At 62.9% G+C, this 21216-nt stretch carries 24 protein-coding genes and 1 tRNA gene; 12 read left to right on the forward strand and 13 right to left on the reverse strand.

Going from position 1 to position 21216, the window contains the following annotated elements; all coding sequences use genetic code 11:
* Positions 1-42 precede the first annotated feature (42 nt).
* Together AC0QUY_RS23030 and AC0QUY_RS23035 are read left to right on the forward strand one after the other, a co-directional pair.
* Entirely contained in the window at positions 43-468 is a 426-nt protein-coding gene (locus AC0QUY_RS23030; RefSeq protein WP_057839164.1) for an Hsp20 family protein, read from the forward strand.
* Between the two features lie 49 nt (positions 469-517).
* Positions 518-784 carry a BQ00720 family protein gene (locus AC0QUY_RS23035; protein ID WP_028347912.1) on the forward strand — a complete coding sequence of 89 codons (267 nt, stop codon included), beginning with the start codon at positions 518-520 and terminating at the stop codon, positions 782-784.
* Positions 785-950: 166 nt separating this feature from the next.
* Here AC0QUY_RS23035 and AC0QUY_RS23040 read toward each other — a convergent pair whose 3' ends face one another.
* The 9 genes from AC0QUY_RS23040 to AC0QUY_RS23080 form a co-directional block, all read right to left on the reverse strand.
* On the reverse strand, positions 951-2639 hold the full coding sequence (locus AC0QUY_RS23040) for a methyl-accepting chemotaxis protein (RefSeq protein WP_475388517.1): 1689 nt from the start codon (positions 2637-2639) through the stop codon (positions 951-953).
* A 117-nt stretch (positions 2640-2756) separates the two neighbouring features.
* Positions 2757-3218, reverse strand: coding sequence for a PTS IIA-like nitrogen regulatory protein PtsN (ptsN, locus tag AC0QUY_RS23045; protein ID WP_057839165.1), 462 nt, complete (start codon positions 3216-3218; stop codon positions 2757-2759).
* A gap of 229 nt (positions 3219-3447) precedes the next feature.
* On the reverse strand, positions 3448-4050 hold the full coding sequence (hpf, locus tag AC0QUY_RS23050; protein ID WP_161851062.1) for a ribosome hibernation-promoting factor, HPF/YfiA family: 603 nt from the start codon (positions 4048-4050) through the stop codon (positions 3448-3450).
* Positions 4051-4138: 88 nt separating this feature from the next.
* Positions 4139-5788 carry an RNA polymerase factor sigma-54 gene (rpoN, locus tag AC0QUY_RS23055; RefSeq protein ID WP_475388518.1) on the reverse strand — a complete coding sequence of 550 codons (1650 nt, stop codon included), beginning with the start codon at positions 5786-5788 and terminating at the stop codon, positions 4139-4141.
* 208 nt (positions 5789-5996) lie between these two features.
* A complete protein-coding gene (lptB, locus tag AC0QUY_RS23060) occupies positions 5997-7019 on the reverse strand; it encodes an LPS export ABC transporter ATP-binding protein (protein WP_161851060.1) in 1023 nt (340 codons plus the stop codon).
* A gap of 194 nt (positions 7020-7213) precedes the next feature.
* Positions 7214-7891, reverse strand: coding sequence for an LptA/OstA family protein (locus AC0QUY_RS23065; protein WP_246738661.1), 678 nt, complete (start codon positions 7889-7891; stop codon positions 7214-7216).
* A 5-nt stretch (positions 7892-7896) separates the two neighbouring features.
* Positions 7897-8628, reverse strand: coding sequence for an LPS export ABC transporter periplasmic protein LptC (lptC, locus tag AC0QUY_RS23070; protein ID WP_202639217.1), 732 nt, complete (start codon positions 8626-8628; stop codon positions 7897-7899).
* 139 nt (positions 8629-8767) lie between these two features.
* Entirely contained in the window at positions 8768-9382 is a 615-nt protein-coding gene (locus tag AC0QUY_RS23075; RefSeq protein WP_161851058.1) for a ribonuclease D, read from the reverse strand.
* Between the two features lie 177 nt (positions 9383-9559).
* On the reverse strand, positions 9560-9736 hold the full coding sequence (locus tag AC0QUY_RS23080) for a hypothetical protein (protein ID WP_475388519.1): 177 nt from the start codon (positions 9734-9736) through the stop codon (positions 9560-9562).
* Between the two features lie 192 nt (positions 9737-9928).
* Between AC0QUY_RS23080 and AC0QUY_RS23085 the strand changes: the two genes are divergently transcribed.
* From AC0QUY_RS23085 to AC0QUY_RS23110, 6 genes are all read left to right on the forward strand, one after another.
* Entirely contained in the window at positions 9929-10171 is a 243-nt protein-coding gene (locus AC0QUY_RS23085) for a hypothetical protein (protein ID WP_161851057.1), read from the forward strand.
* A gap of 146 nt (positions 10172-10317) precedes the next feature.
* Complete coding sequence (locus AC0QUY_RS23090) at positions 10318-11604, forward strand: tetratricopeptide repeat protein (RefSeq protein ID WP_475388520.1); 1287 nt, start codon at positions 10318-10320, stop codon at positions 11602-11604.
* 232 nt (positions 11605-11836) lie between these two features.
* Entirely contained in the window at positions 11837-12322 is a 486-nt protein-coding gene (locus tag AC0QUY_RS23095; RefSeq protein ID WP_475388521.1) for a hypothetical protein, read from the forward strand.
* Positions 12323-12545: 223 nt separating this feature from the next.
* The gene (locus AC0QUY_RS23100) at positions 12546-13058 is read left to right on the forward strand and encodes a hypothetical protein (RefSeq protein ID WP_161851054.1); all 513 of its coding nucleotides are present in this window, start codon (positions 12546-12548) and stop codon (positions 13056-13058) included.
* A gap of 19 nt (positions 13059-13077) precedes the next feature.
* Positions 13078-13455, forward strand: a complete 378-nt coding sequence (locus AC0QUY_RS23105; RefSeq protein WP_161851053.1) for a hypothetical protein — start codon at positions 13078-13080, stop codon at positions 13453-13455.
* A gap of 10 nt (positions 13456-13465) precedes the next feature.
* Positions 13466-14365 carry a hypothetical protein gene (locus AC0QUY_RS23110; protein WP_475388523.1) on the forward strand — a complete coding sequence of 300 codons (900 nt, stop codon included), beginning with the start codon at positions 13466-13468 and terminating at the stop codon, positions 14363-14365.
* Positions 14366-14448: 83 nt separating this feature from the next.
* Here AC0QUY_RS23110 and AC0QUY_RS23115 read toward each other — a convergent pair.
* A tRNA-Leu gene (locus AC0QUY_RS23115) sits at positions 14449-14535 on the reverse strand.
* A 148-nt stretch (positions 14536-14683) separates the two neighbouring features.
* On the opposite strand from AC0QUY_RS23115, the gene AC0QUY_RS23120 reads away from it, so the two are divergent.
* Positions 14684-15652, forward strand: a complete 969-nt coding sequence (locus tag AC0QUY_RS23120; protein WP_475388524.1) for a complex I NDUFA9 subunit family protein — start codon at positions 14684-14686, stop codon at positions 15650-15652.
* A 104-nt stretch (positions 15653-15756) separates the two neighbouring features.
* Here the strand turns inward: AC0QUY_RS23120 and AC0QUY_RS23125 are convergent, their stop codons facing one another.
* The gene (locus AC0QUY_RS23125; protein ID WP_161851050.1) at positions 15757-16563 is read right to left on the reverse strand and encodes an undecaprenyl-diphosphate phosphatase; all 807 of its coding nucleotides are present in this window, start codon (positions 16561-16563) and stop codon (positions 15757-15759) included.
* Positions 16564-16737: 174 nt separating this feature from the next.
* On the opposite strand from AC0QUY_RS23125, the gene AC0QUY_RS23130 reads away from it, so the two are divergent.
* From AC0QUY_RS23130 to AC0QUY_RS23140, 3 genes are all read left to right on the forward strand, one after another.
* Positions 16738-17430 (forward strand): glutathione S-transferase family protein, encoded by a 693-nt coding sequence (locus AC0QUY_RS23130; RefSeq protein ID WP_161851049.1) that lies wholly within the window; start codon positions 16738-16740, stop codon positions 17428-17430.
* Complete coding sequence (gene queG, locus AC0QUY_RS23135; protein ID WP_475388526.1) at positions 17379-18572, forward strand: tRNA epoxyqueuosine(34) reductase QueG; 1194 nt, start codon at positions 17379-17381, stop codon at positions 18570-18572. Before AC0QUY_RS23130 ends, queG begins: the two co-directional genes overlap by 52 nt.
* A gap of 97 nt (positions 18573-18669) precedes the next feature.
* Positions 18670-19476, forward strand: coding sequence for an acyl-CoA thioesterase domain-containing protein (locus tag AC0QUY_RS23140; protein WP_475388528.1), 807 nt, complete (start codon positions 18670-18672; stop codon positions 19474-19476).
* Between the two features lie 127 nt (positions 19477-19603).
* Here AC0QUY_RS23140 and AC0QUY_RS23145 read toward each other — a convergent pair whose 3' ends face one another.
* Together AC0QUY_RS23145 and AC0QUY_RS23150 are read right to left on the reverse strand one after the other, a co-directional pair.
* Entirely contained in the window at positions 19604-20074 is a 471-nt protein-coding gene (locus AC0QUY_RS23145; protein ID WP_475388529.1) for a nuclear transport factor 2 family protein, read from the reverse strand.
* A gap of 151 nt (positions 20075-20225) precedes the next feature.
* A complete protein-coding gene (locus tag AC0QUY_RS23150; RefSeq protein ID WP_475388530.1) occupies positions 20226-21020 on the reverse strand; it encodes an alpha/beta hydrolase in 795 nt (264 codons plus the stop codon).
* Positions 21021-21216: the final 196 nt, after the last annotated feature.

Genomic DNA, 21216 nt, shown 5'->3' on the forward strand with positions numbered 1-21216 from the left:
TGCCGCAAGGGCCCCTCAAAGTCGCTTCGAGAGGACTTTGTGATGTCTCGTGTTCCTTCGTTATCCAGTCCGTTCCTGCTTGGGTTCGACGAAATCGAGCGTGCGCTCGATCGCGTCGTCAAAGGCGCCGACGGTTATCCTCCCTACAACATCGAGCGGTGCGACCGTGCCAACGGCCAGCCCGAACGGTTGCGCATCACGCTGGCGGTGGCGGGTTTTACCCGCGACCAACTCGATGTGACCACTGAGGAAAACCAGCTCGTGATCCGGGGCCGCCAGCAGGACGACAAGGCCCGGCAATACATCCATCGCGGCATCGCCGCGCGCCACTTCCAGCGTACCTTCGTGCTGGCGGAGGGGATGCTGGTGCTGGGCGCGGATCTGAAGAACGGGCTGCTGTCGATCGATCTTGCCAGGCCGGAGCCTGAAAGGGTCGTTAAGACAATAGCTATCAATGAGCACGAATAATGGAACAAGTAGCGGACTCGACCGCTTAGACCCAGAAGGAGTCGAGACCATGAGTGACGTGAGTGTGACGTTCGAATCCGAAAAGGTTTCCGTTGAAGCGCTGGCCCATCTAGGTGAAGGCCACATCGCTTACGTGAAACAAGTCCGTTCCGAGGATGTGCCGGGACTGTTTCCGCAGGCGCCGAAAATCGCGCCAGGGCTGAAACTGTTCGCGCTGCATGCCGCCGACGGCACCCCGATCATGCTGACCGACAGCCGGGAAGCTGCGATCGCCAACGCATGGAGCAACGAGCTTCAGGCCGTCAGCGTGCATTGACGCGGCGTTTGCCGCTGTCGCTGAAGCAGCACGTGCTGCTTCAGTCGCGCGGCGGCCGCCAAGAAGCGCTGCCGTGATGGCCGATTGAGGCCGCAACGAAAGTTCATCATACGCGGGCGCGTCCTCCAGGACCGGCCCGCGTATTTTTTTGGTATTTTTGCGTCTCTTACGCCGCGCGAACGGTGGAGAGGAATTTCTCCACCTCGCCCTTGAGATGATTGCTCTGTCCGAGCAGCGAGCGGGCCAGCCCGTGCACATGCGTCGAGGCCGCGCCGGTGTCGGTCGCGCCGCGGTTGACGTCGGTGATGCTGCCCGCGACCTGGGTGGCGCCCTGCGCCGCCTGCTGCACGTTGCGCGAGATTTCCTGCGTCGTGGCGCCCTGCTCTTCCACGGCTGCTGCGATCGCCTGCGAGATTTCCGCGATGCGGCCGATCGTGCCGCCGATTTCCTGGATCGCCGACACCGACTGATTGGTCGCCGACTGCATCTGGCCGATCTGCTCGCTGATCTCCTCGGTCGCTTTTGCCGTCTGCGCGGCCAGCGCCTTGACCTCGGAGGCGACAACCGCAAATCCGCGTCCCGCCTCGCCGGCCCGCGCCGCCTCGATCGTGGCGTTCAGCGCCAACAGATTGGTCTGCTCCGCGACCGCGCTGATCATCTTGACCACTTCGCCGATCCGGCTGGCGGATTGGGCGAGGTCGGCGATGCGCGCATTGGTCTGCTCGACCTGGCTGACCGCCTCGCACGATATCTTGTGCGAGTCCTGCACCCGGCGGCTGATCTCCGACACCGATGACGCCATCTCTTCCGCGGCGGCTGCGGCGGATTGCGCGTTGGCCGAGGATTGCTCCGATGCGGAGGCAACGGTTGCCGAAAGCACCTGGGTCACTTCGGCGGTCTTGGTCAATTGTCCGGCCGACGATTCGAGTTCGGACGAGGCGGTCGACACGTTCTGGATGATTTTTCCGATCGCGGCATCGAATCCGTCAGCCATCTGCTGCATCGCGGCCTTGCGGTCGCCTTCCGCCTTCTGTTTCAGGTTCGCCTGCTCCGATTCCATCGACTGAACGCGCAGCGCGTTGTCCTTGAACACCTGAACCGCGCGTGCCATCGCGCCCACTTCGTCATCGCGGCTGAGCGCCGGGACCGAGACAGCGAGATCGCCGCCGGCAAGCCCTTTCATGACGGAAGTCATTTGCGCGATCGGACGAATGACACCGAAGGCCACGCCGAAAATGCCGGCGCCGATGATAAGGAACACCACGGCAGAGACGCCCCACAGCACCCACGTGAAGGTGCTGACGCGCTCCGTCGCCGCGACTTCGGTCGCCGCATTCTGGTCGTTGGTCTGCTTGACGATATCGTCGATGATGGCGCGGTGCGCGGTGTAACGCGCCGTGATCTCGGCATAGGATTTCGCAGCTGCAGCGCTGTCGCCTTTGGCGAGCGCGGGCAACAGGCCCTCCTGGATCGCGGTCCAGAAGCGTTTCACTTCGCCGTCGGATTTGTCGACCAGCTTCGTCTTCAACACGGGGTCAAGATCGGATTTGACCCAGAAATCGCGCCGCTCGTCATATTCCTTCTTGAGCTGCGCAATACGGTCGCGATGGCCCGCAAGCTTCGCCGGATCGTGCAGCACGAGGGTCGCCTCGAGATAGGCTTCGATGACATATTCCGGCGGCGGCAGGATGTCGGCAATGAGATCGTTGCCGAGCTTGATCTGGTTATAGAGCGGGCCGCCGACCTTGAGCTGTGACAGTCCGTAAACACTGGTGGCAATTACGGCACCGAGCCCCAAGGCGGTAACCAATCCGAAAATCAATATCGCGCGCGAAATCGTCAGCCGCAGCGTCATGGCAATGTTCTCCGGGCAAAATGGAAAATCCCAGCACCCGAAATAACCGCTATTTAGCTTAAAATTGCGTTTAACCCGTTCTCTACCAAAAGGAGAATCGTCATTCCCAGGAGGGAACTAGGCCGCGCTCGCCGGCGGCAGCGCCAGCACCGAATAGATCGCCTGGGCGTCGCGCGAGGCGCGCAGCTTCTTGGCGACGTCAACGTCACGCAGCAGGCGGGCGATTCGCGCCAGCGCCTTCAGATGATCGGCGCCCGCGCCTTCCGGGGCCAGCAGCAGGAAGATCAGGTCGACCGGCTGGCCGTCCATCGCCTCAAAATCGATCGGGCGCTCGAGCCGGGCGAACAGCCCGAACAGCTTTTCCAGTTTCGGCAGTTTGCCGTGCGGAATGGCGACGCCGTAGCCGACGGCGGTGGTGCCGAGCTTCTCCCGCTGCAACAGCACCTCGAACACCGAGCGTTCGTTCTGGCCGGTCAGGGCGGAAGCGCGCGCCGCGAGTTCCTGCAGCGCCTGCTTCTTGCTGATGACCTTCAACGCGGGGAGAATCGCCTCGGGTGCGACCAGATCGGTAATCGTCATGGGGCGTTCCGAGGTGAATTAACCGTCAGGTTGCGAGATAGGTTCTAGAACCGGGGCGTCAAGAAGATGAGACGGGAGGCGGGGTTAGTCCGGGTCCCGATTTGCTGGGCTTCTACTCCAACGCTTGGCCGGTGCCAACTCCCGGATGCGGGTTCCTGCACTGCCATCGTTAGGGGCGGCGGACCATAGGGAGGGTGGCCCGGGGCGTCAATGCGGCTCGCCATATATGTCATGGGGTAACCGCCGGGGGGTCGACCCAGCCGACATTGCCGTCCGTGCGACGGTAAATGATGTTCACCCGGCCGCTGGACCCGTGCTGGAATACGATGCAGGAGGCCCCGGTCAGGTCGAGTTCCATGACCGCCTCGCTGACCGAAAGCCGTTTCAGCGACGTGGTCGCCTCGGCAATGATGACGGGGCTGTAGGAGGTGACCTCCTCGTCGCCTTCGGCCGGCGCCTCGATCACATAGCTTGGCGCGTCCAGCGACGGGGTGTCGATCTCCGCCAGCGCCGCGGAGGCCGCATAGGCCTTGCGGGCCGAGCGGTCCTTGAGCCGGCTCTTGTAGCGGCGCAGGCGCTTCTCGATCATCAACAGCGCCTGGTCGGCGCTGGCATAGGCGTCGGTGGCGTTGGAATCGGCCTCCAGCGTAATCCCCGAATCAAGGTGCAGCGCGCAATCGGTGCGGAAGCCGAAGCCATCCTTGCTCAGCGTGATGTGGCCGGAATAGTTGCCGTCGAAATATTTCCTCAAAACCTCATCGGTGCGCTCGCTGACGCGCGAACGAAGCGCCTCGCCGACGCTGATGCTTTTGCCGGAGATTCGAAGGGTCATTTGATGCCTCGCTTGATGGCTCGACTATTCTGGTCTTCCCGGGCCGGCTTGGGGGAACTGAGACTATCGCGATCTGACGCGAACGCAATCAGGCTGGGGCCGTGTCGCGGGACCGGTCGGAGGAGGTGGCGGGAGCGGAAAGGGCGTTACCGAGCATGCTCTGTTTGTCACGGCGGCGCTGGACCGAGGAAGGAATACGCATGGCCTCGCGGTATTTCGCGACCGTGCGGCGGGCAATATCAATGCCGGATTCGCGCAATCGTTCCACGATCGTGTCATCGGAGAGGATCGCGCTCGGGGCTTCCGCGTCGATCAATTGCTTGATGTGGTGACGGACCGCCTCCGCCGAATGCGCCTCGCCGCCATCGGCCGACGCGATCGAGGCAGTGAAGAAATATTTCAGTTCGAAGCTGCCGCGATTGGTCGCCATATATTTGTTGGCGGTCACTCGCGAGACCGTCGATTCGTGCATCTGGATCGCGTCCGCCACCGCTTTCAGATTCAGCGGCCGCAAATGCGCGACGCCATGGGTGAAGAAGCCATCCTGCTGGCGGACGATTTCGGCGGCGACCTTCAGAATGGTGCGGGCGCGCTGATCGAGCGCGCGGACCAGCCAGGTCGCGTTCTGCAGGCAGTCGCTGAAGTAGGATTTGTCGCCGTCCTTGCGGATCGTCTTCGACAGCTCGGTGTAATAGACCTGATTGACCAGCACGCGCGGCAAGGTGTCGCTGTTGAGCTCGACATGCCATCCGCCGTCCGGGCCCGGCCGCACATAGACGTCGGGCACCATGGTCTGCGTCCGTGCCGAGCCGAATTTGAGGCCGGGCTTCGGATCGAGACGCCGGATCTCGCCGATCATGTCGGTGATGTCTTCATCGTCGACGCCGCACAATTTGCGTAAAGCGGCAATGTCGCGCCGCGCGAGCAGGTCGAGATTTTCCACCAGCGCCTGCATCGCAGGGTCGTAGCGGTTGAGTTCGCGGAGCTGGATCGCAAGACACTCGCTCAAATTCCGCGCGCAGACGCCGGGCGGATCGAACTTCTGCAGTACGGAGAGCACGGCATCGACGTCGGCCTGCGAGGCGCCGAGGCGTTCGGTCGCCTGCCCAAGATCCGGCGGCAGGTAGCCCGCATCGTCGACAAGGTCGATCAGATATTGTCCGATCATGCGCTGCGCCGGCGCAGAGAACGCAACCGCGAGCTGTTCGGCGAGGTGGCTGCCGAGTGTCACCTCGGCGGCAACGAAGGCTTCCAGATTGTAGTCGTCGTCGTTGGAGGCGCCGCCGCCCCATTCGGTGTAGGCGGTGGGTGCTGCATCCTGCGCGGCGCGCGCGGCGGCTTCCGCGGGCTCCTCGGGAAAGACATTGTCGAGGGGGGTGTCGAGGGTCTGCTCGATCTCGGTGCGGCTGCCGAGGTCGCTGTTCAACCAGTCCTCCTGGCCGGGCTCGAAGGCCTCGCTCCCCGGGCTGGTGCCCATATCGGAGGCATCGCCGCCGCCATCCTCGCCATAGCTGCCGGAATCGGAGAACTCGGCCCCCTCGGCGGCCGGTTCGCCTGCAACCGGGGGTTCGGGGCCGTCGCTGGCGCGATCCAGGAGCGGATTACGCTCCAGCTCCTCCTCGACGAAGGCCGACAGGTCGAGATTCGACAATTGCAGCAGCTTGATCGCCTGCATCAATTGCGGCGTCATCACCAGCGACTGCGACTGGCGGAACTCTAATCTCTGCGTCAGCGCCATGAGGTCAAGAACCGATCCACTGAAAGTTGGTCCGATTCTTGCTTATATTAGTCCAAAGCCCTTGTACACGTCTTGACGGATGCAAAAAACGGGCTATGGCGCGATCGGCAACGGCGAAAGCCGATTTCGGGCCGGGATACTCCGCGGTTTTCTGAATAAGCGCAATATCTTAACGCCAAACCGTCCGCGCATTCACAAGGCGCACGCACTACAGCCGGAATTCCTCGCCAAGGTAAAGGCGGCGTACATCCGGATCGTTGACGATCTCTTCCGGACTGCCCTCGGTCAGGATCTGCCCGGCATAGACGATATAGGCGCGGTCGGTCAGGCCGAGTGTTTCGCGCACATTGTGGTCGGTGATCAGGACGCCGATGCCGCGGTTGGTGAGGTGGCGGACCAGGTCCTGAATGTCGCCGACCGCGATGGGATCGATGCCGGCAAAGGGCTCGTCGAGCAGCATGTAGTTCGGACGCGTCGCCAGTGCGCGTGCAATTTCGACGCGGCGCCGCTCGCCGCCCGACAGCGCGATCGACGGCGATTTGCGCAAGCGGGTGATGTTGAACTCATCGAGCAGCGAGTTGAGTTCGGCCTCACGCTTCTTGCGGTTGGGCTCGACGACCTCGAGCACGGCGCGGATATTCTGTTCGACGGTCAGGCCGCGGAAGATCGAGGCTTCCTGCGGCAGGTAACCGATGCCGAGCCGCGCGCGCTGATACATCGGCAGTTTCGTCACGTCGTGGCCGTCGAGTTCGATGGCGCCGCGGTCCGCCTTGATCAGGCCGGTGATCATGTAGAACACCGTGGTCTTGCCGGCGCCGTTCGGACCGAGCAGGCCGACCGCCTCGCCGCGGCGGACATAGATGCTGACGCCGCGCACGACCTGGCGCGTGCCGAAACTCTTTTCCACGCTATGCACCGCAAGAAAGCCGGGCCGCTTGATCAGGCGTGGCGCTTCGCCGCCATTGGCCTTGACGTTGGACTTGGGCCGCGGCGCCTGAGCCCGCGAACGTGGCCGCTCTTCGCGCGGCGGTTCGACGTCGGGCTCGGACTGCGGCAAGTCCAGCCCGGGCAGTGAGGCGGCACGCGCCATCGGCGGCGCATCGCGCACCGGGCTCGTCATCATGTCACCGAAGGAATCGCCGAGCGCCGTGATGTCCTCGCGCGAGCGCGCAAAGCCAGGTGCGCCGCGTTTCGCGGGGCGTCGACGGAACATGCCGAGTAAATCCACCATTCCGCTTCGCTTAAGCCTTTCACGGTGATACCGCGACGCGCCCGCCGGCGAATCGCTACGCCCGCGAACCATGAATGAATGGATGTCCCCTGCCCAGCGAAACACCCCGCCGTGCGCCCTGCCAGTAGATACAGGCTCGCACCTCAAGCTTCAACCATCCGCGCCCATAAGAATCTTTAAAGCACTGATCTATCTTATTTTTTGCCGGGGATCAGCGACGGTATGGCAACCGGCGCCTGCTTCGCCCCACCTGAGCCGGACCCGCAATTCTCACCCTGGATGAACATGCCCTGCACTTTGCCGCTGTCGGATTCGACCCGCGACACGCCGGTGGTCATGTCGACCTTGAGGCGGTCGCCGCGGAGCACGTTCTTGCACTGGGTCAACACCACGCCACCCACCATGGTGATGAGGTTGGCCCGGGTGTCGAAGATCGCGGTCTCGCCGGTCACGACCTGATCCTTCTGCGTCACCACGACGGAGCCCTTGGCTTCCAGCCGGCGGATCGACGAGCTGCCGCCGGGTCCGGGAGTCGCAGACTGCATCGATCCGGATTTCGATCCCTTCGGTGCGGCGGGTTGCGGCGCGGCCTGATCCGAGCCGGAATCGTAAAACACCACCAGCGACTTCGAGGTCATGGTGGTGTCGCCCTGCACGACCTTCACGTTGCCGGCGAAGGTCGCCTCCTTTTTCTTGTCGCGCATCTCGAGCGAGGCCGCCTCGATCTGAATCGGCTGATCGCGGTTTTGCGAAAAGCCCTGCATCGCATTCGGCACGCCTGACATCGCGCCTTGCGCGAAGACGTTACCGGAGGCGGTCAAGGCGAGCGCAAGCGCGGCTGCCGCAAAACTGCGCGAGAACAACTGCATCATAAATTTCATTTCGTGTTGGCCGACTTGCCGGTAACGGACCGCGTCTTGGGCGGCGGCGCAGGCTCCGGTTCGGGCTCAGGCGCCGGAGGGCTTTCCATGATCAGGTTCATCACGACATTGCCTTCGAAACGCACGACCTCGCCGCTGTTGATGATCCTCAGCCGGTCGGCGGTCAGCGTCCCGTTCAGCAATTTGACGTCGACATGCTCGTCCGACGTCACCGAACCCTTGTTGATATCGACATAGGCCTGCGACAGCTTCGCCTCATAGCCGGTGGAGGATTGCAGGAAGATATCCTTGCGCAGGTCCAGCATCTGCTGCTTGCTGTCGAAAAATCCGGTGCGGGCGTCCATCGTCACCGTGCTCTTGTCCTCCATCATGACCTTGGCCCGCAACGTCCTGAGCTCGACGTGGTCGGGGTTGGCCAGATCCTGGACCGCCGCCTTGGCCCACAATTCGTAAGGGCGCTGATCGGTGGAGAAGCCGGCGAGGTGCGGCGTTTCCATCGTGATCTTGGTGCCTGACACCACGAGATTGCTGATGTCGACGGGCAGCTTCGCCAGCTCCGTAATCTTGAACGGGTTGAAGATGGCGATGTAGATGACGACGGCCATTGCCAGCGCCACGGCCGTGGGAACCGCAACCCGCAGCATCCGCACCATCCGGCTATGGCGGGCGGCCGCCGCAAAGCGGGCCTCCATTCCGGTGGCATAGGCTGGATTCTGTATCGAGTTCACCGCGGCTCCAAGGGACGCTAAGACGCCCAAGAAAGCGTCATTCTACCCGCAATCGCGGGATTATGCAGCCCGGACACTCGCGATCAGTGTGACCGAAACGGGGCGGAAGCGGGCTCCGCGGCGCTTCAAATGGTCTCGGTCACGAATGCGCGAAGATGTCCTCGGCCTCCCAGCCGCCGAGATCGAGCTTGGCCCGGGTCGGCAGGAAGTCGAAACAGGCCTGCGCCAGTTCATTGCGCCCCTCGCGCGCCAGCACGGCATCGAGCCGCTCGCGCAAGGCGTGCAGGTGCAGCACGTCGGAGGCGGCATAAGCGAGCTGCGCCTCGCTGAGGCTCGCCGATCCCCAGTCGCTCGACTGTTGCTGCTTCGACAGATCGATGTTGAGCAGTTCGCGCACCAGATCCTTCAGGCCATGTCGGTCGGTATAGGTGCGAGTCAGCCGCGAGGCGATCTTGGTGCAGTAGACCGGCTGCGGCATCACGCCAAAGGTGTTGTAGAGCACGGCGAGATCGAAGCGGGCGAAGTGAAAGATTTTCGTGATGGCCGGATTGGCCAGCAGCGCCTTCAGGTTCGGCGCATCGGTGTGGCCCTTCGGGATCTGGATGACATCGGCGCTGCCGTCGCCGTTCGACATCTGCACCACGCAGAGCCGGTCGCGATGCGGGTTGAGCCCCATGGTCTCGGTATCGATCGCCACCGAATCCTTGTAGCGGGACAGATCGGGCAGATCGCCGCGATGCAGGCGAATGGTCATGAAGGAAAGCCTCGTGTCTCTGGTCGATTCGACGGAACACTAGCGCTCCGAGCCGCGGGAGGCGAGCGGCTGGGCGTGGCTTATAGGGCGGGAATTTGCGGCCTCGCCGGGATTTTTGCACGCGGGACGTGCATTCCCCGGCCTTGGCGCGACGCGGTCGCGACGGCGTGGCAGGCCTTATTTAGGGGCATTCGGAGGAGCGGCCTTCTTGTCGGACAATGTCGGCGGCTGCAGCTCCGGACTATTGGCCCAGCGGTCAAGATTCTCGATGACCTTGGCGTGGCTCGGTCGTCGCGGCGGCGGACATTCCTGCTCTTCGGACAGCTTACGCGGCAGCTTGATGCGCTCTGTCATGGCCGTACTCCAGGGGCCAGATCATGCGCCTGGGCTAACCGTAAATCAATCGCTAAAATACTGTTTTTACTGATGTATTTAGCTAATTTGAAGTCGGAACGGGGTTTGATGGAACCGGCTGCAACGACGCGCGTTGAGTAAGCGGCTCAATTGGACAACCCTGCTCAATTTCCTCAATCAGCACCTCTTGCCATGGCTGATACCCGCGGTGAACGGCTCCAGGTGATGCTCTCCCCCGAGGAACTGACCGTGATCGATGATTTCCGCTTCAGGCACCGCATGCCGACCCGCGCCGCTGCGGTGCGCGAGCTGTTGAAGCTGGGGCTGACGGTTGCGACGGCAAACGGCAACGGGATGAAATCCAGCGACTATGGCGTGTTCAGCCGCGGTCGGGACGGACATACGTCGGAGCACGATCCGGATCCGGCGGCATAGCCCGCAGATCTATCGCGTCACTGCGGTCGCGGGCTGGCTCACGCTTCAGAAAAAATCCGCCCGCGGACACAGCGGCCCGGCGACCTCGAACCCGGCGCGCCTGCGTAGCGACCAAATCCTCGCCGAATTGGCATCGAGGTGAGGCTGTGGTTCGCGACGTCATATTGCTGCTCGGGCTTGCCCTCGGCCTCGCCGCCTGCTCGCCATCCGACGACTTCGCGGCCTGCACGGCCGGTGACGGCGGCCCTGAAGCCGTCAGCGCCTGCTCGCGCGTCGTCCTGATTACAAAAATCCTGCCGCTCGGCCGGCAATTCAAGACCCACGACCTCGCCAAGGTTTACATGGCGCGCGGACGCCATCTCGCCGCCATGGGCGAACTCGATTCAGCGATCGTCGATTTTGGCGAGGTGATCCGGCTCGAACCGCGTGAGACACAGGCTTTGCTCGAACGGGCCGCGGCCTGCCAGAAGCTCGGCAACCACGATCGCGCCATCGCCGACCTGAGCGAACTGATCCGCCGCGACGCGCGGCGTGCAAGCCATTACGCCGCGCGCGGCAAGGCCTATCAGGCGAAGGGCGACGACGAGGGCGCGCTCAGGGATCTCAACCAGGCGATCGCGATGGATCCAGGCGATCCGTTCTACAAGATTGCGCGGGCGGCGAGCCACCGCCGCAAGCGCGATCACGACCGCGCCATCGCCGACGCCGCCGCGGCGATCGCGATCCAGCCCTACTTCGCCGTGTTCTATGTCCAGCGGGCCGACAGCCTGCTGCACAAAGGCGGCAACGCCGAGCGCGCGCTCGCCGACCTCGATCAGGCGATCAAGCTCGAGCCCGGCCTCGCCATCGCGCACAGCCGCCGTGCCGTCGTCCTCGCCTTGATGAAAGCGCCCGGCGATCCGCTCGCCGAAGCCGAGGAAGGCGTGCGGCTCGATCCGAAGTCGGCCGAGGCGCGGGTCACGCGCGGCACGATTGCGCTCGCCGCCGGCCAGCGCGAACGCGCGGCGGCCGACTTCGACGAGGCGATCCGCCTCGATCCCAGACATGCCGAGGCCTACGAGGCCCGCGGCATCCTGCGGCGCGCCGGCGGCAATCTCGATGGCGCCACCAGGGATTTCAGCGAGGCGATCCGCCTCGACCCGCGCATGGTCGGCCCCTATGTGCAGCGCGGCGGCATGTTTCGCGAGCGTGGCGCGCACGACAAGGCACTCGACGACTTCACGCTCGCGATCCGCAACGCGCCCATGCAGGCCGGCCTCTATGTCGAGCGCGCGCAAAGCCACGAGAAGCTCGGCCGGCTGCCGGAAGCACTCGACGATTTCCGAATCGCGCGCGGGCTCGACCCGCGGATGCCTGCCGCGAGCGACGGCTATGCACGCATCGAGGCGGCGTTCGCGGCGAGCGGCCGGCCGAAGCCGTCGGGAAATCCCTGAGGTCGGTGCGCACGAGGGCCCGGTGGTATTGCGGACCCGGTCAGCGGATCAAAGAGACCGCATTTCAGCGAATCATGGGCAAGGGCACTTGGTGCCCAGGGCTTTCTTTTGGGTCGATGGGATCAACGGCACTTGAGCGGTGTCCTTAAGTAGTCCGTAACGGCGACTCGCCTAAAAGTTGTTAGCGATAAAGCCAAGCGGATTGCTGCGAAAAGCAGAGAGGGAGCAAGGAATGCATATTGCGCGTGGGCTATTCTTGCTGGTCGGCGCTCTTGTCATCGCATGGACCCTCTCGATCCCTACGCCGGGCCAAGCCCAAGACTTTGGCCGTGCAAATGGCACGTGGGAGGGCAGTCTTGGTCCTGTCAGCGGTCCCGGGTTGTTCGCGTCTGATAAGCCTCTCCCAATCCGTATGATCATTCGAGACGAGGGGCCTCAAGTGTTCACTGGTGAAGACTTCACCGTTGAAGCCAAGCCAGGGAAATTCAAGATCGACCGAGTCGCGACCAATATGATCGTTTCTGCGATTGACTCAGGCGAGGACAATGACGGGGTTTGGGTCGAAACATGGGCGTTCGTAATTACACAGAAGGACCGAAATACCTTGATCACGAACTTTTATCGCGTGGTCAACAACACTGACCTGCCTCTGAGCAATGATGATAGCAAATTTTCCTCGGCAAAAGCTGGCGAGCTCAAGCGAGTTTCACCGGAATAGCGTCACAACGGCCCACAGCCTGATGAAAAATGGTCAATCGGCAGCCACTTGCAATCGTGATCCGAATACCAGACGTCACCTTGTCGCGGCCTGACTTGGAGACGGCGTTGGGACGGCCTCTGGACCGCTACGAGCAGGCAAGGGACAGCGCCTCCGCATATGCTCAGATCGACGGGCGGAACGGCGTGCATAGTCATTCAGTTTCTCGGCGACGGATAAAAGAATGAAGTTCTTGGCCCGAGACGAAGCGACTTTGTTGGAGAAGAAGCTTCGTCGTGAGATCTCAGAACAGGCTGATCCGAGATCAGTTCTCTATTACGAGAGTGGCAACCGTGATTATGCGGCCGCCGCGAATACAATCGCGCTATCGATCGGGAAATTTTCCGAGGCTACGCTGGTTTTTTTGTGGTGCCTTAGCGGCGACGGGTGGGACGAGCCTTCGGCGTCGACAGAAAGCTGGAGGCGGTACAGAAAATGGCGAGCTGCGAATAATGAGGAGCGTCGACTGTACCAAGCCCCTGGCCATCGGTTCGAAGCGAACGAGGTCGAACGGTTGTCCAAGACGGTGAAGTTTGCCCTTGAACTGGGCTGGGACGCTTTGGTCGAGGCGAAGCCGGGACGACAGCTTCTGTTCCTCTCGCACGACGATCGTTTGGAAATCTACCGAGGCTTCAGTGGCGGGTTGCTGGTCAGGCAGTTGACCGGGCTCGGATATTGGCGTCGCGCTGATCGGTAACGAAGTGACGGAATGAAAAATGGTCAATCGGCAGCCCCTTGGAATCGTGATCCGAATACCAGACGTCACCTTGTCGCGGCCTGACTTGGAGGCGGCGTTGGGACGGCCCCTGGATCGCTACGAGCAGCCAACGGATCGCGTCTGCGCGTATGCCCAGATCCACATTCCAGGTGATCAGGACCAATGGGCTGCTGCTCTCGATTGCGTTCAATCGATCGGTGCCCGCATGCAGCGGCTGGTCTCAGAAAACCTCATTGGATCCTCGCAGATGGACATTGCGGTGGCATTTCCCGATTCGGCCGTCATGAAGTCCCTGGAAATTCCTGCACGACTAGCTGCCGTTGCGGGTGAGACAGGGATGGATATCGGCATCTCCATCTATCTAACTGACGCTTGAGGCTCGGAAAATGGGCGAACGATCAGGAGCACCAGAGACTGAGGCAGATGCAGCGAAGCTGAGCTTACAGGAGCTGAACGGCTGGATCGCCCGCGCCGAATTTATGGCGTCGCATTTGAAACGCGCTGCCTCACTCAAGAAGTCGGCGATGAAACGCCTGGTCTGGCTCGAGCCCAGCGCGAGAGGCTTCATGGCGTGCCTGCCCCGGATCGTGGCCGGTTCTGATTGCATCCTAATGAGCAAGAAACGCCATAGGCCGCCTGAGGCACGCCCTCGCATCGTCGACAGAATTCAACTCGCGAGGTCCACCGGCCGGCACCTTGATGGAATCTGGATCGGATGTTGGCGCGGCAGGCCTGAAGACTTGATGCGCGTCGAAGGCGCGTTGCTGCTCATTAAGCAGCATAGTCCCCTGGACTACGCACGCATCACCCGCGAGCTTGAACGAGTTTGGGTGCGCCTGCTGCCGCACAGCCTTGGCGAATACATGCATTCACTCAGGGCCTGCATTCTCGACGAGCGATATGTGGCCGACCCGGCCACGACCGTCGAGCAGATCGCATCAACGATCGTGCATGAAGCCACGCACGCAAGGCTCGAACGATGCGGGATCGAATACGAGGAACAGCGGCGCGCAAGAATCGAGGCAATTTGCTTCCGCCGAGAGCTAGCCTTTGCAGCTCGCTTGCCCGACAGCGCCGAACTGCAGGAGGGTATTGCACGATGTTTGGAGTGGTATCAGGCCAATCCCGAGCAGTTCAGCGATGCTCACTTTCAAGAGGCTCACGCGGCGGGTGCAGTTGGAGCGCTGCGCTACCTGGGGAGTCCTGAATGGTTCGTCAAAGCCTTCTCGCTGACCCTACCAATCGTCAGCCGGGCGAGGAGCCTGTTCCGTTTCCAATCGCGATGAGTCGGCTGCCCGCTGTGCCCGCTCTTGTGCACCCGTCAGCGGACCAAGCAGCCCGCATTTTCGCGAATCATGGGCAAGGGCAATGGTGCCCAGGAAAGGACTCGAACCTTCACGGCCGTGAAGCCACTGGCACCTGAAGCCAGCGCGTCTACCAATTCCGCCACCTGGGCCCGGGCGGGTTAGTAAGGAACGGTCACGCGCTTGTCAAATCGCTTCATCGCGGTCCGAATACGCTGTACAGCGGGGTCGCGTTGGCGTATCGCGAATCCGCTAAATCCCACCGTTATCGTTCGAATTTGACCGGCAGGAATTGACCCGATGACATCGAACCTGGAAACGCTCGTTACGGTCTTTGGCGGATCGGGGTTTCTCGGGCGAAACGTGGTGCGGGCGCTGGCCAAGCGAGAATACCGGATCAGGGTGGCGGTGCGGCGGCCGGAACTGGCCGGGCACCTGCAGCCGCTCGGCCGGGTCGGCCAGATCCACGCCGTGCAGACCAATCTGCGCTATCCGGCCTCCGTCGAGGCGGCGATGCGCGATTCGGCGGTCGCCATCAACCTGGTCGGAGTCCTGGCCGAGAGCGGCGCGCAGACCTTTGACGCCGTACAGGCCAAGGGGGCCGAAACCATCGCCAGGACGGCAAGCGCCACCGGCGCGCGGATGGTGCATGTCTCCGCGATCGGCGCCGACGAGAACTCCCCCTCGGCCTACAGCCGCGCCAAGGCGGCCGGCGAGAAGGCCGTGCTGGCCGCCGTCCCCTCGGCCACCATCCTGCGGCCCTCGCTATTGTTCGGGCCCGAGGATCAATTCACTAACCGCTTTGCTTCGCTGGCCCGGATATCGCCCTTCCTGCCGCTGATCGGCGGCGGCGAAACCCGGGTGCAGCCGGCCTATGTCGCCGACGTCGCGGCCGCGGTGGCCAATGCGGTCGACGGCAAGACTAAGGCCGGCGCGGTGTACGAGCTCGGCGGACCGGAAGTGCTGACCATGCGCGAGATCATGGAAACCATTCTCGCGATCACCGAGCGCAAGCGCATGCTGCTGTCGCTGCCGTGGGGACTGGCGCGGTTTCAGGCACATTTCCTGCAATTCGCGCCGGGAGCGTTCAAGCTGACGCCGGACCAGGTGGCGATGCTGCAGTCGGACAATGTGGTGTCTGACGCCGCCAAGGCCGCAGGGCTCACGTTGGAAGGGCTGGGCATCACGCCTGATTCGATGCAGGCGGTCGCCCCGCAATATCTCTGGCGCTTCCGCGCCGCCGGGCAGTTTCAGCGCAAGAGCGCGTAGTTTCGTAGGGTGGGCAAAGCGAAGCGTGCCCACCATTCGCGCCGCCGAGATAAATGGTGGGCACGGCGCAAGAGCGCCTTTGCCCACCCTACAATTTTCGGATCTTACTTCCCCAGCGCCAGCGCGATCAGGCCAATCGTGCCGATGACGACGCGCCACCACGCAAAGAACGTGAAGCCGTGGCGGGTGACGTAGGTCAGGAACGTCTTCACCACGATCGCCGCCGTGATGAAGGAGACCACGAAGCCGATCGCGAGGATGCCGACGTGATCGAGTGTCATCTCGGCGCGGTTCTTGTAGAAGTCATAGGCGAACGCGCCGACCATGGTCGGAATCGCCAGAAAGAACGAGAACTCCGCGGCCGATCGCTTGTCACCACCGAGCAGCATTGCCGCCACGATGCTGGCGCCGGAGCGCGATACGCCGGGAATCATCGCCACGCATTGCGCGATGCCGATCCAAAGATACATCAACAGCGGATAGCGCGTGGCGTCATCCTCGGTCGGCTTCAATTCGAGCTGATCGACCCAGAGCAGGATCGCACCGCCGACAATCAGCGTAAAGTTCACCACCCATGGATTGAACAGCAGCTCCTTGATGTATTTTCCCGCAATCAGGCCGATGACGACCGCAGGCAGGAACGCCAACAGCACACCGATGACGAAGCGGCGGTCGTCGGGATTTGTGAACATGCCGAGCGCCACGCGCGACAGCTTGACGAAATACAGCATGACGATGGCAAGGATCGCGCCGAGCTGAATCAGGATCACAAAACTCTGCCAGAAGGCGCCCTCGCCGAGGCCAAAGAAGCGTTGCGCGAGCAGCATATGGCCCGTGGAGGAAACCGGGAGAAATTCCGTGATACCCTCGATGATGCCGAGAATCACCGCCTTCACTGCATCCGACATCATGGTGTGGTCCATTCTGGCTGGAAAAAGCGCGTTCTTCTCGCCTATTCCTCCCCATGCCGCAATCGCAAAAAAACGCCAAACATAGGTTGCCTCATGCGCCTGCTTGGCTAGTGTCCCGATTCGCATGACGCGGTTTGAGGGTTCCTTCAGGCGCGATTTTACCCCAAGGATTTCATGTACACGCTTTATCACCACCCGTTCTGCCCGCATTCGCGCTTCATTCGCCTGGTGCTCGGCGAACACGGCCTAGACCTGCGCCTGGTGGAAGAGCGGGCGTGGGAGCGGCGTGAGGGGTTTCTCGTGCTCAATCCGGCCGGCACGACGCCGGTGTTGATGGCCGACGGCTTTCCGCCGATCCCGGGCGCCGGCGTCATCGCCGAATATCTCGACGAGACTCACGGCCTCGAAGCGGGCGACCGGCGGCTGTTGCCGGCCTCGATGGGCGAGCGTGTCGAGGTGCGCCGGCTGATGGCGTGGTTCAACGAAAAATTCTTCGAGGAGGCCTCGAACCCGCTGGTGACCGAGCGCATCTACAAGCGGTTCATGAGCGAGGAGAATGGCGGCGGGGCGCCGGCGGCGGACGTAATCCGCGCAGCCAAGGCCAATGTGCGCTATCATCTGGCCTATATCGGCTGGCTGGCGCAGACGCGGAATTTCCTCGCCGGCGACCGCCTGAGCTACGCGGACCTCGCCGCCGCGGCGCATCTTTCGGCGATCGATTATCTGGGCGACGTGCCATGGAGCGAGGACGACGCGGCAAAGGCGTGGTACGCGCGGGTGAAATCCCGCCCGTCGTTCCGCCCGCTGCTGAGCGAATGGCTGGCGGGCGTGCCGGCCTCGCGCACCTACGTGGACCTCGACTTCTGAACAAGGCCGTCAAACTCTCCGCCGCCGACTTGAAGACCGCGCTCATGCGCGAGGCGGAGACACTCGGCTTCGACTGCATCGGCGTCACCGACCCCGAAGGAATCAGCGGCGCGGCAAGATATTTCCGCGAATTCCTCGCTGCCGGCGCGCATGGCGACATGGACTGGCTCGCGGCGCAGCCCGAGCGGCGGATGGACCCGCGCGTGCTGTGGCCCGGCGTCCGCTCGATCATCATGCTCGGCGTCAACTACGGCCCCACTGAAGATCCGCTTGCACTTCTTGCCAAGCGCACAAGCGGGGCGATATCGGCCTACGCACAGGGCGACGATTATCATGACGTCATCAAGAAACGTCTGAAGACGCTGGCAAGGTGGCTGGTCGCGGCCTCAGGCGACGAGGTGAAGGTGTTCATCGATACCGCGGCCGTGATGGAAAAGCCGTTGGCGCAGGCGGCGGGAGTTGGCTGGCAGGGCAAGCACACCAACCTGGTCTCGCGCGAATTCGGCTCATGGCTGTTTCTCGGCGCGATTTTCACCGCATCCGATCTTCCGCGCGATGCCGCCGACACCGATCATTGCGGCTCCTGCAACGCCTGCCAGGAGATCTGCCCGACCGCGGCGTTTCCGGCTCCCTACAAGCTCGATGCGCGGCGCTGCATTTCCTATCTCACGATCGAGAACAAGGGCCCGATCCCGCGCGAATTTCGCAAAGCCATCGGCAACCGCATCTATGGCTGCGACGATTGTCTTGCGGTGTGCCCGTGGAACAAGTTTGCAAGGGAAAGCAGTGAAGCCAAACTCGCCGCGCGCGCCGAATTGCGAGCACCACAGCTTTCCGATCTCGCGCGGCTCGACGACACCGCGTTTCGCGCGCTGTTTTCGAAATCCCCGGTCAAACGCATCGGCCGCGACCGTTTCATCCGGAACGTACTGATCGCGATCGGCAACGCGGAGGATCCGTCGCTGACGGCGGAGGCCGAGCGCTTGCTGGATGACGCAAGCCCGCTGGTCCGCGGCGCGGCGGTATGGGCGTTGTCGCAGTTGGTGGATCGCGAGAGATTTAACGCACTGGCGGCGAAGGCGATCGGCACCGAGACGAATGAAGACGTTCGGACAGAGTGGCGCCTCGCCACCGCTGCCTGACCCTTCACGCTGAGGAGCGCACAGCGCGTCTCGAAGGGAGAGGCCACCGGCCGGGCCTCTTGATTTCACGCAACAGAATCCGCCATGGTCGGCGTGCATGACAAAAAATCAGCCCTTTTTCACGCACGACCGCGCCAACGACATCTTCATGCCCACGCCCGTCTCTAACGGCCCGTGGGACCCCAACTCGCTACACGGCCGCGTCGTCATCGGCCTGCTTGCGCACGTGATCGAGCAGCGCCACGGCTCCGATGATTTCGTGCCGGCGCGGCTCACCGTCGACATGTTTCGCCTGCCGAACATCACGACGCCGATCGAGGTCAGGAGCAGGCAGATCCGTGACGGGCTGCGCATCAGGGTGGTCGAGGCCGAGTTCTTCAGTGGCGGCACCAGCATGGCGCGCGCTTCCTGCCAGTTATTGCGCAAGACGGAAAACGCGCCGGGCAATGTCTGGTCGCCCCCGAACTGGGACGCGCCGAAGCCGGCGGACATTCCGAAGCCCACCGATGTCAGGCTCGGCATGAACGGCAAATGGACCACGCGGCCGATCGTGGGTCACATGGGTTCGCTTGGGCCGCGGCGGCTCTGGATGAGCGAGGTGCGCGAACTGGTCGAGGGCATCCCGATGTCGCCCTTCGTGCATGTTGCCACGGGCGCCGACTTCGCCAGCCCCTTCGCCAATGCCGGCGACCAGGGCCTCGGCTACATCAACAGCGACGTCACGCTCTATCTGCACCGGCTTCCCGTGACGCCCTGGGTTGGCTTCGAGGTGGTGAACCACCACGCCACCGACGGCGTCGCGATCGGCGAATGCTGGCTCTATGACGAGCAGGGCCCGATCGGCACATCGACGGTCGCAGCGCTGGCGCAACGCAAGCCGATGGCGAAGCCGCCGCCGCCGTAGTCGCATTCGTTATTGCACACGCTCTCTCATCCGTCACTGCGAGGAGCGAAGCGACGAAGCAATCCATGCTTCCGCAAGCGGAGAGATGGATTGCTTCGCTACGCTCGCAATGACGGTGAAGAGGCAATCACTCCACCAAATGCCGCTTCATCTCCGGCCGCGCCTTCAGCGCCGCGCCCTGTTTGGCAACGATCTTCGCAATCCGCTCCGGCGCAAATTTGAGATCGACGAAGGCCGGTGCGGTGTTGGCGACCTCGTGATATTCCGCGATCTTGCCGTCGCGCAGCCGCATGATCGCGACGCCCTCGAACATCGCCCGCGCGCCCTCCGCTTCCGACAGCGTAGAGCGATAGCTGAATGTGTAGCGCGCATAGAGCGTCTCACCGTCGCTGACGGGATCGTGCATGTCCCAGCGAAAATCGGTGGCCGTGCGATAGAACCAGTCGTCGATCATCCCTGCGATTTTCGCGCGGCCGGCGAATGCGCCATAGAACACGTCATGATAGACGCCGTCCTCGGTGAACAGTTCCGAGAAAGCCTTGCCGTTGCGTTGCTCGACGGCGTCGCAGAAGGCGCGGAGCATGGTGGATGGGTTCATCGGCCTTCTCCCGCATCGTTGCTTCTTTCCCTCTTCCCTTGTGGGAGAGGGTGGATCGAATGAGCGTAAGCTCATTCGAGCCCGAGTTGGGTATCTTAATATTTGTCGAAGTCGGATAAATCCGACTTCGATGGGAGAAGGAGGATCAGCATCACCCCATCTCCGCCACCGCGGCCATGATGCGCGCGATGTCCTGCGGGCGCGACAGGCGGTGGTCGCCGTCCTGGATCATGGTCAGCACCACGTCCTCGGCCGGCAGCCGGTGCGCCAGCGCAAACGCGTGTTGCCAGGGCACATCAGGATCCTTCGCGCCCTGCAGGATGCGGACGGGGCAGCCGACCTCGATGGCGCCGCCGAGCAAGAGGTGATTGCGTCCCTCCTCGATCAGCGCGCGGGTGATCGGATAGGGCGTGCCGTCGCCATACTCCGACGGCCGCATCCAGACGCCCTTGGTCCTGATCTCCTCGCGGATCTCGTCCGAAAAATTGTTCCACATCAATTGCTCGGTGAAATCAGGCGCCGGCGCGATCAGCACGAGACCTGCGAGGCTCGCCTGTTTCGCATCGCGGCTCGCAATGGCGCGCGCCAGCAAGAGCGCCATCCAGCCGCCCATCGAGGAGCCGATCACGACCTGCGGACCCCGGCAGAACTGCTCGAATACCGCGACGGCTTCTTCCAGCCAGCGCCCGATGGTGCCGTCGATGAAGGCGCCACCCGATTCACCGTGGCCGGAATAATCGAATCTAATACAGGCGCGGCCGTGTTCCGCGGCCCAGGCGTCGAGCGCCAGCGCCTTGGTGCCCCTCATGTCGGAATTGAAACCGCCGAGCCAGAACAGTCCCGGCCCGCTGCCGGCGCGGGCGCGCACGGCGATGCGGCGGCCGCCGTCACCCTCTCCCACCTCGATAAAGGCCGGTTCCTGGTCGATTGCTGCTGAATTGGTCATGAATCGGTCTCTCGCCCTGCCGCTTTGTCCGCGAGCGCGCTTCACGGGTCAAGCGCGACCCTCTGGCGCTTGCGGATCAGGTGGCCGGCCTATATTTGGCTGAAGTGACCGAATTGCCTCGCATTTGACGGTTTTCGGGCGCAGTGAGCGAGTTCGCTTGCTGTCTTCAGCATATTGCTTCAAACTACGGCCCTTC

This window comes from Bradyrhizobium sp. WYCCWR15520 (assembly GCF_056174665.1).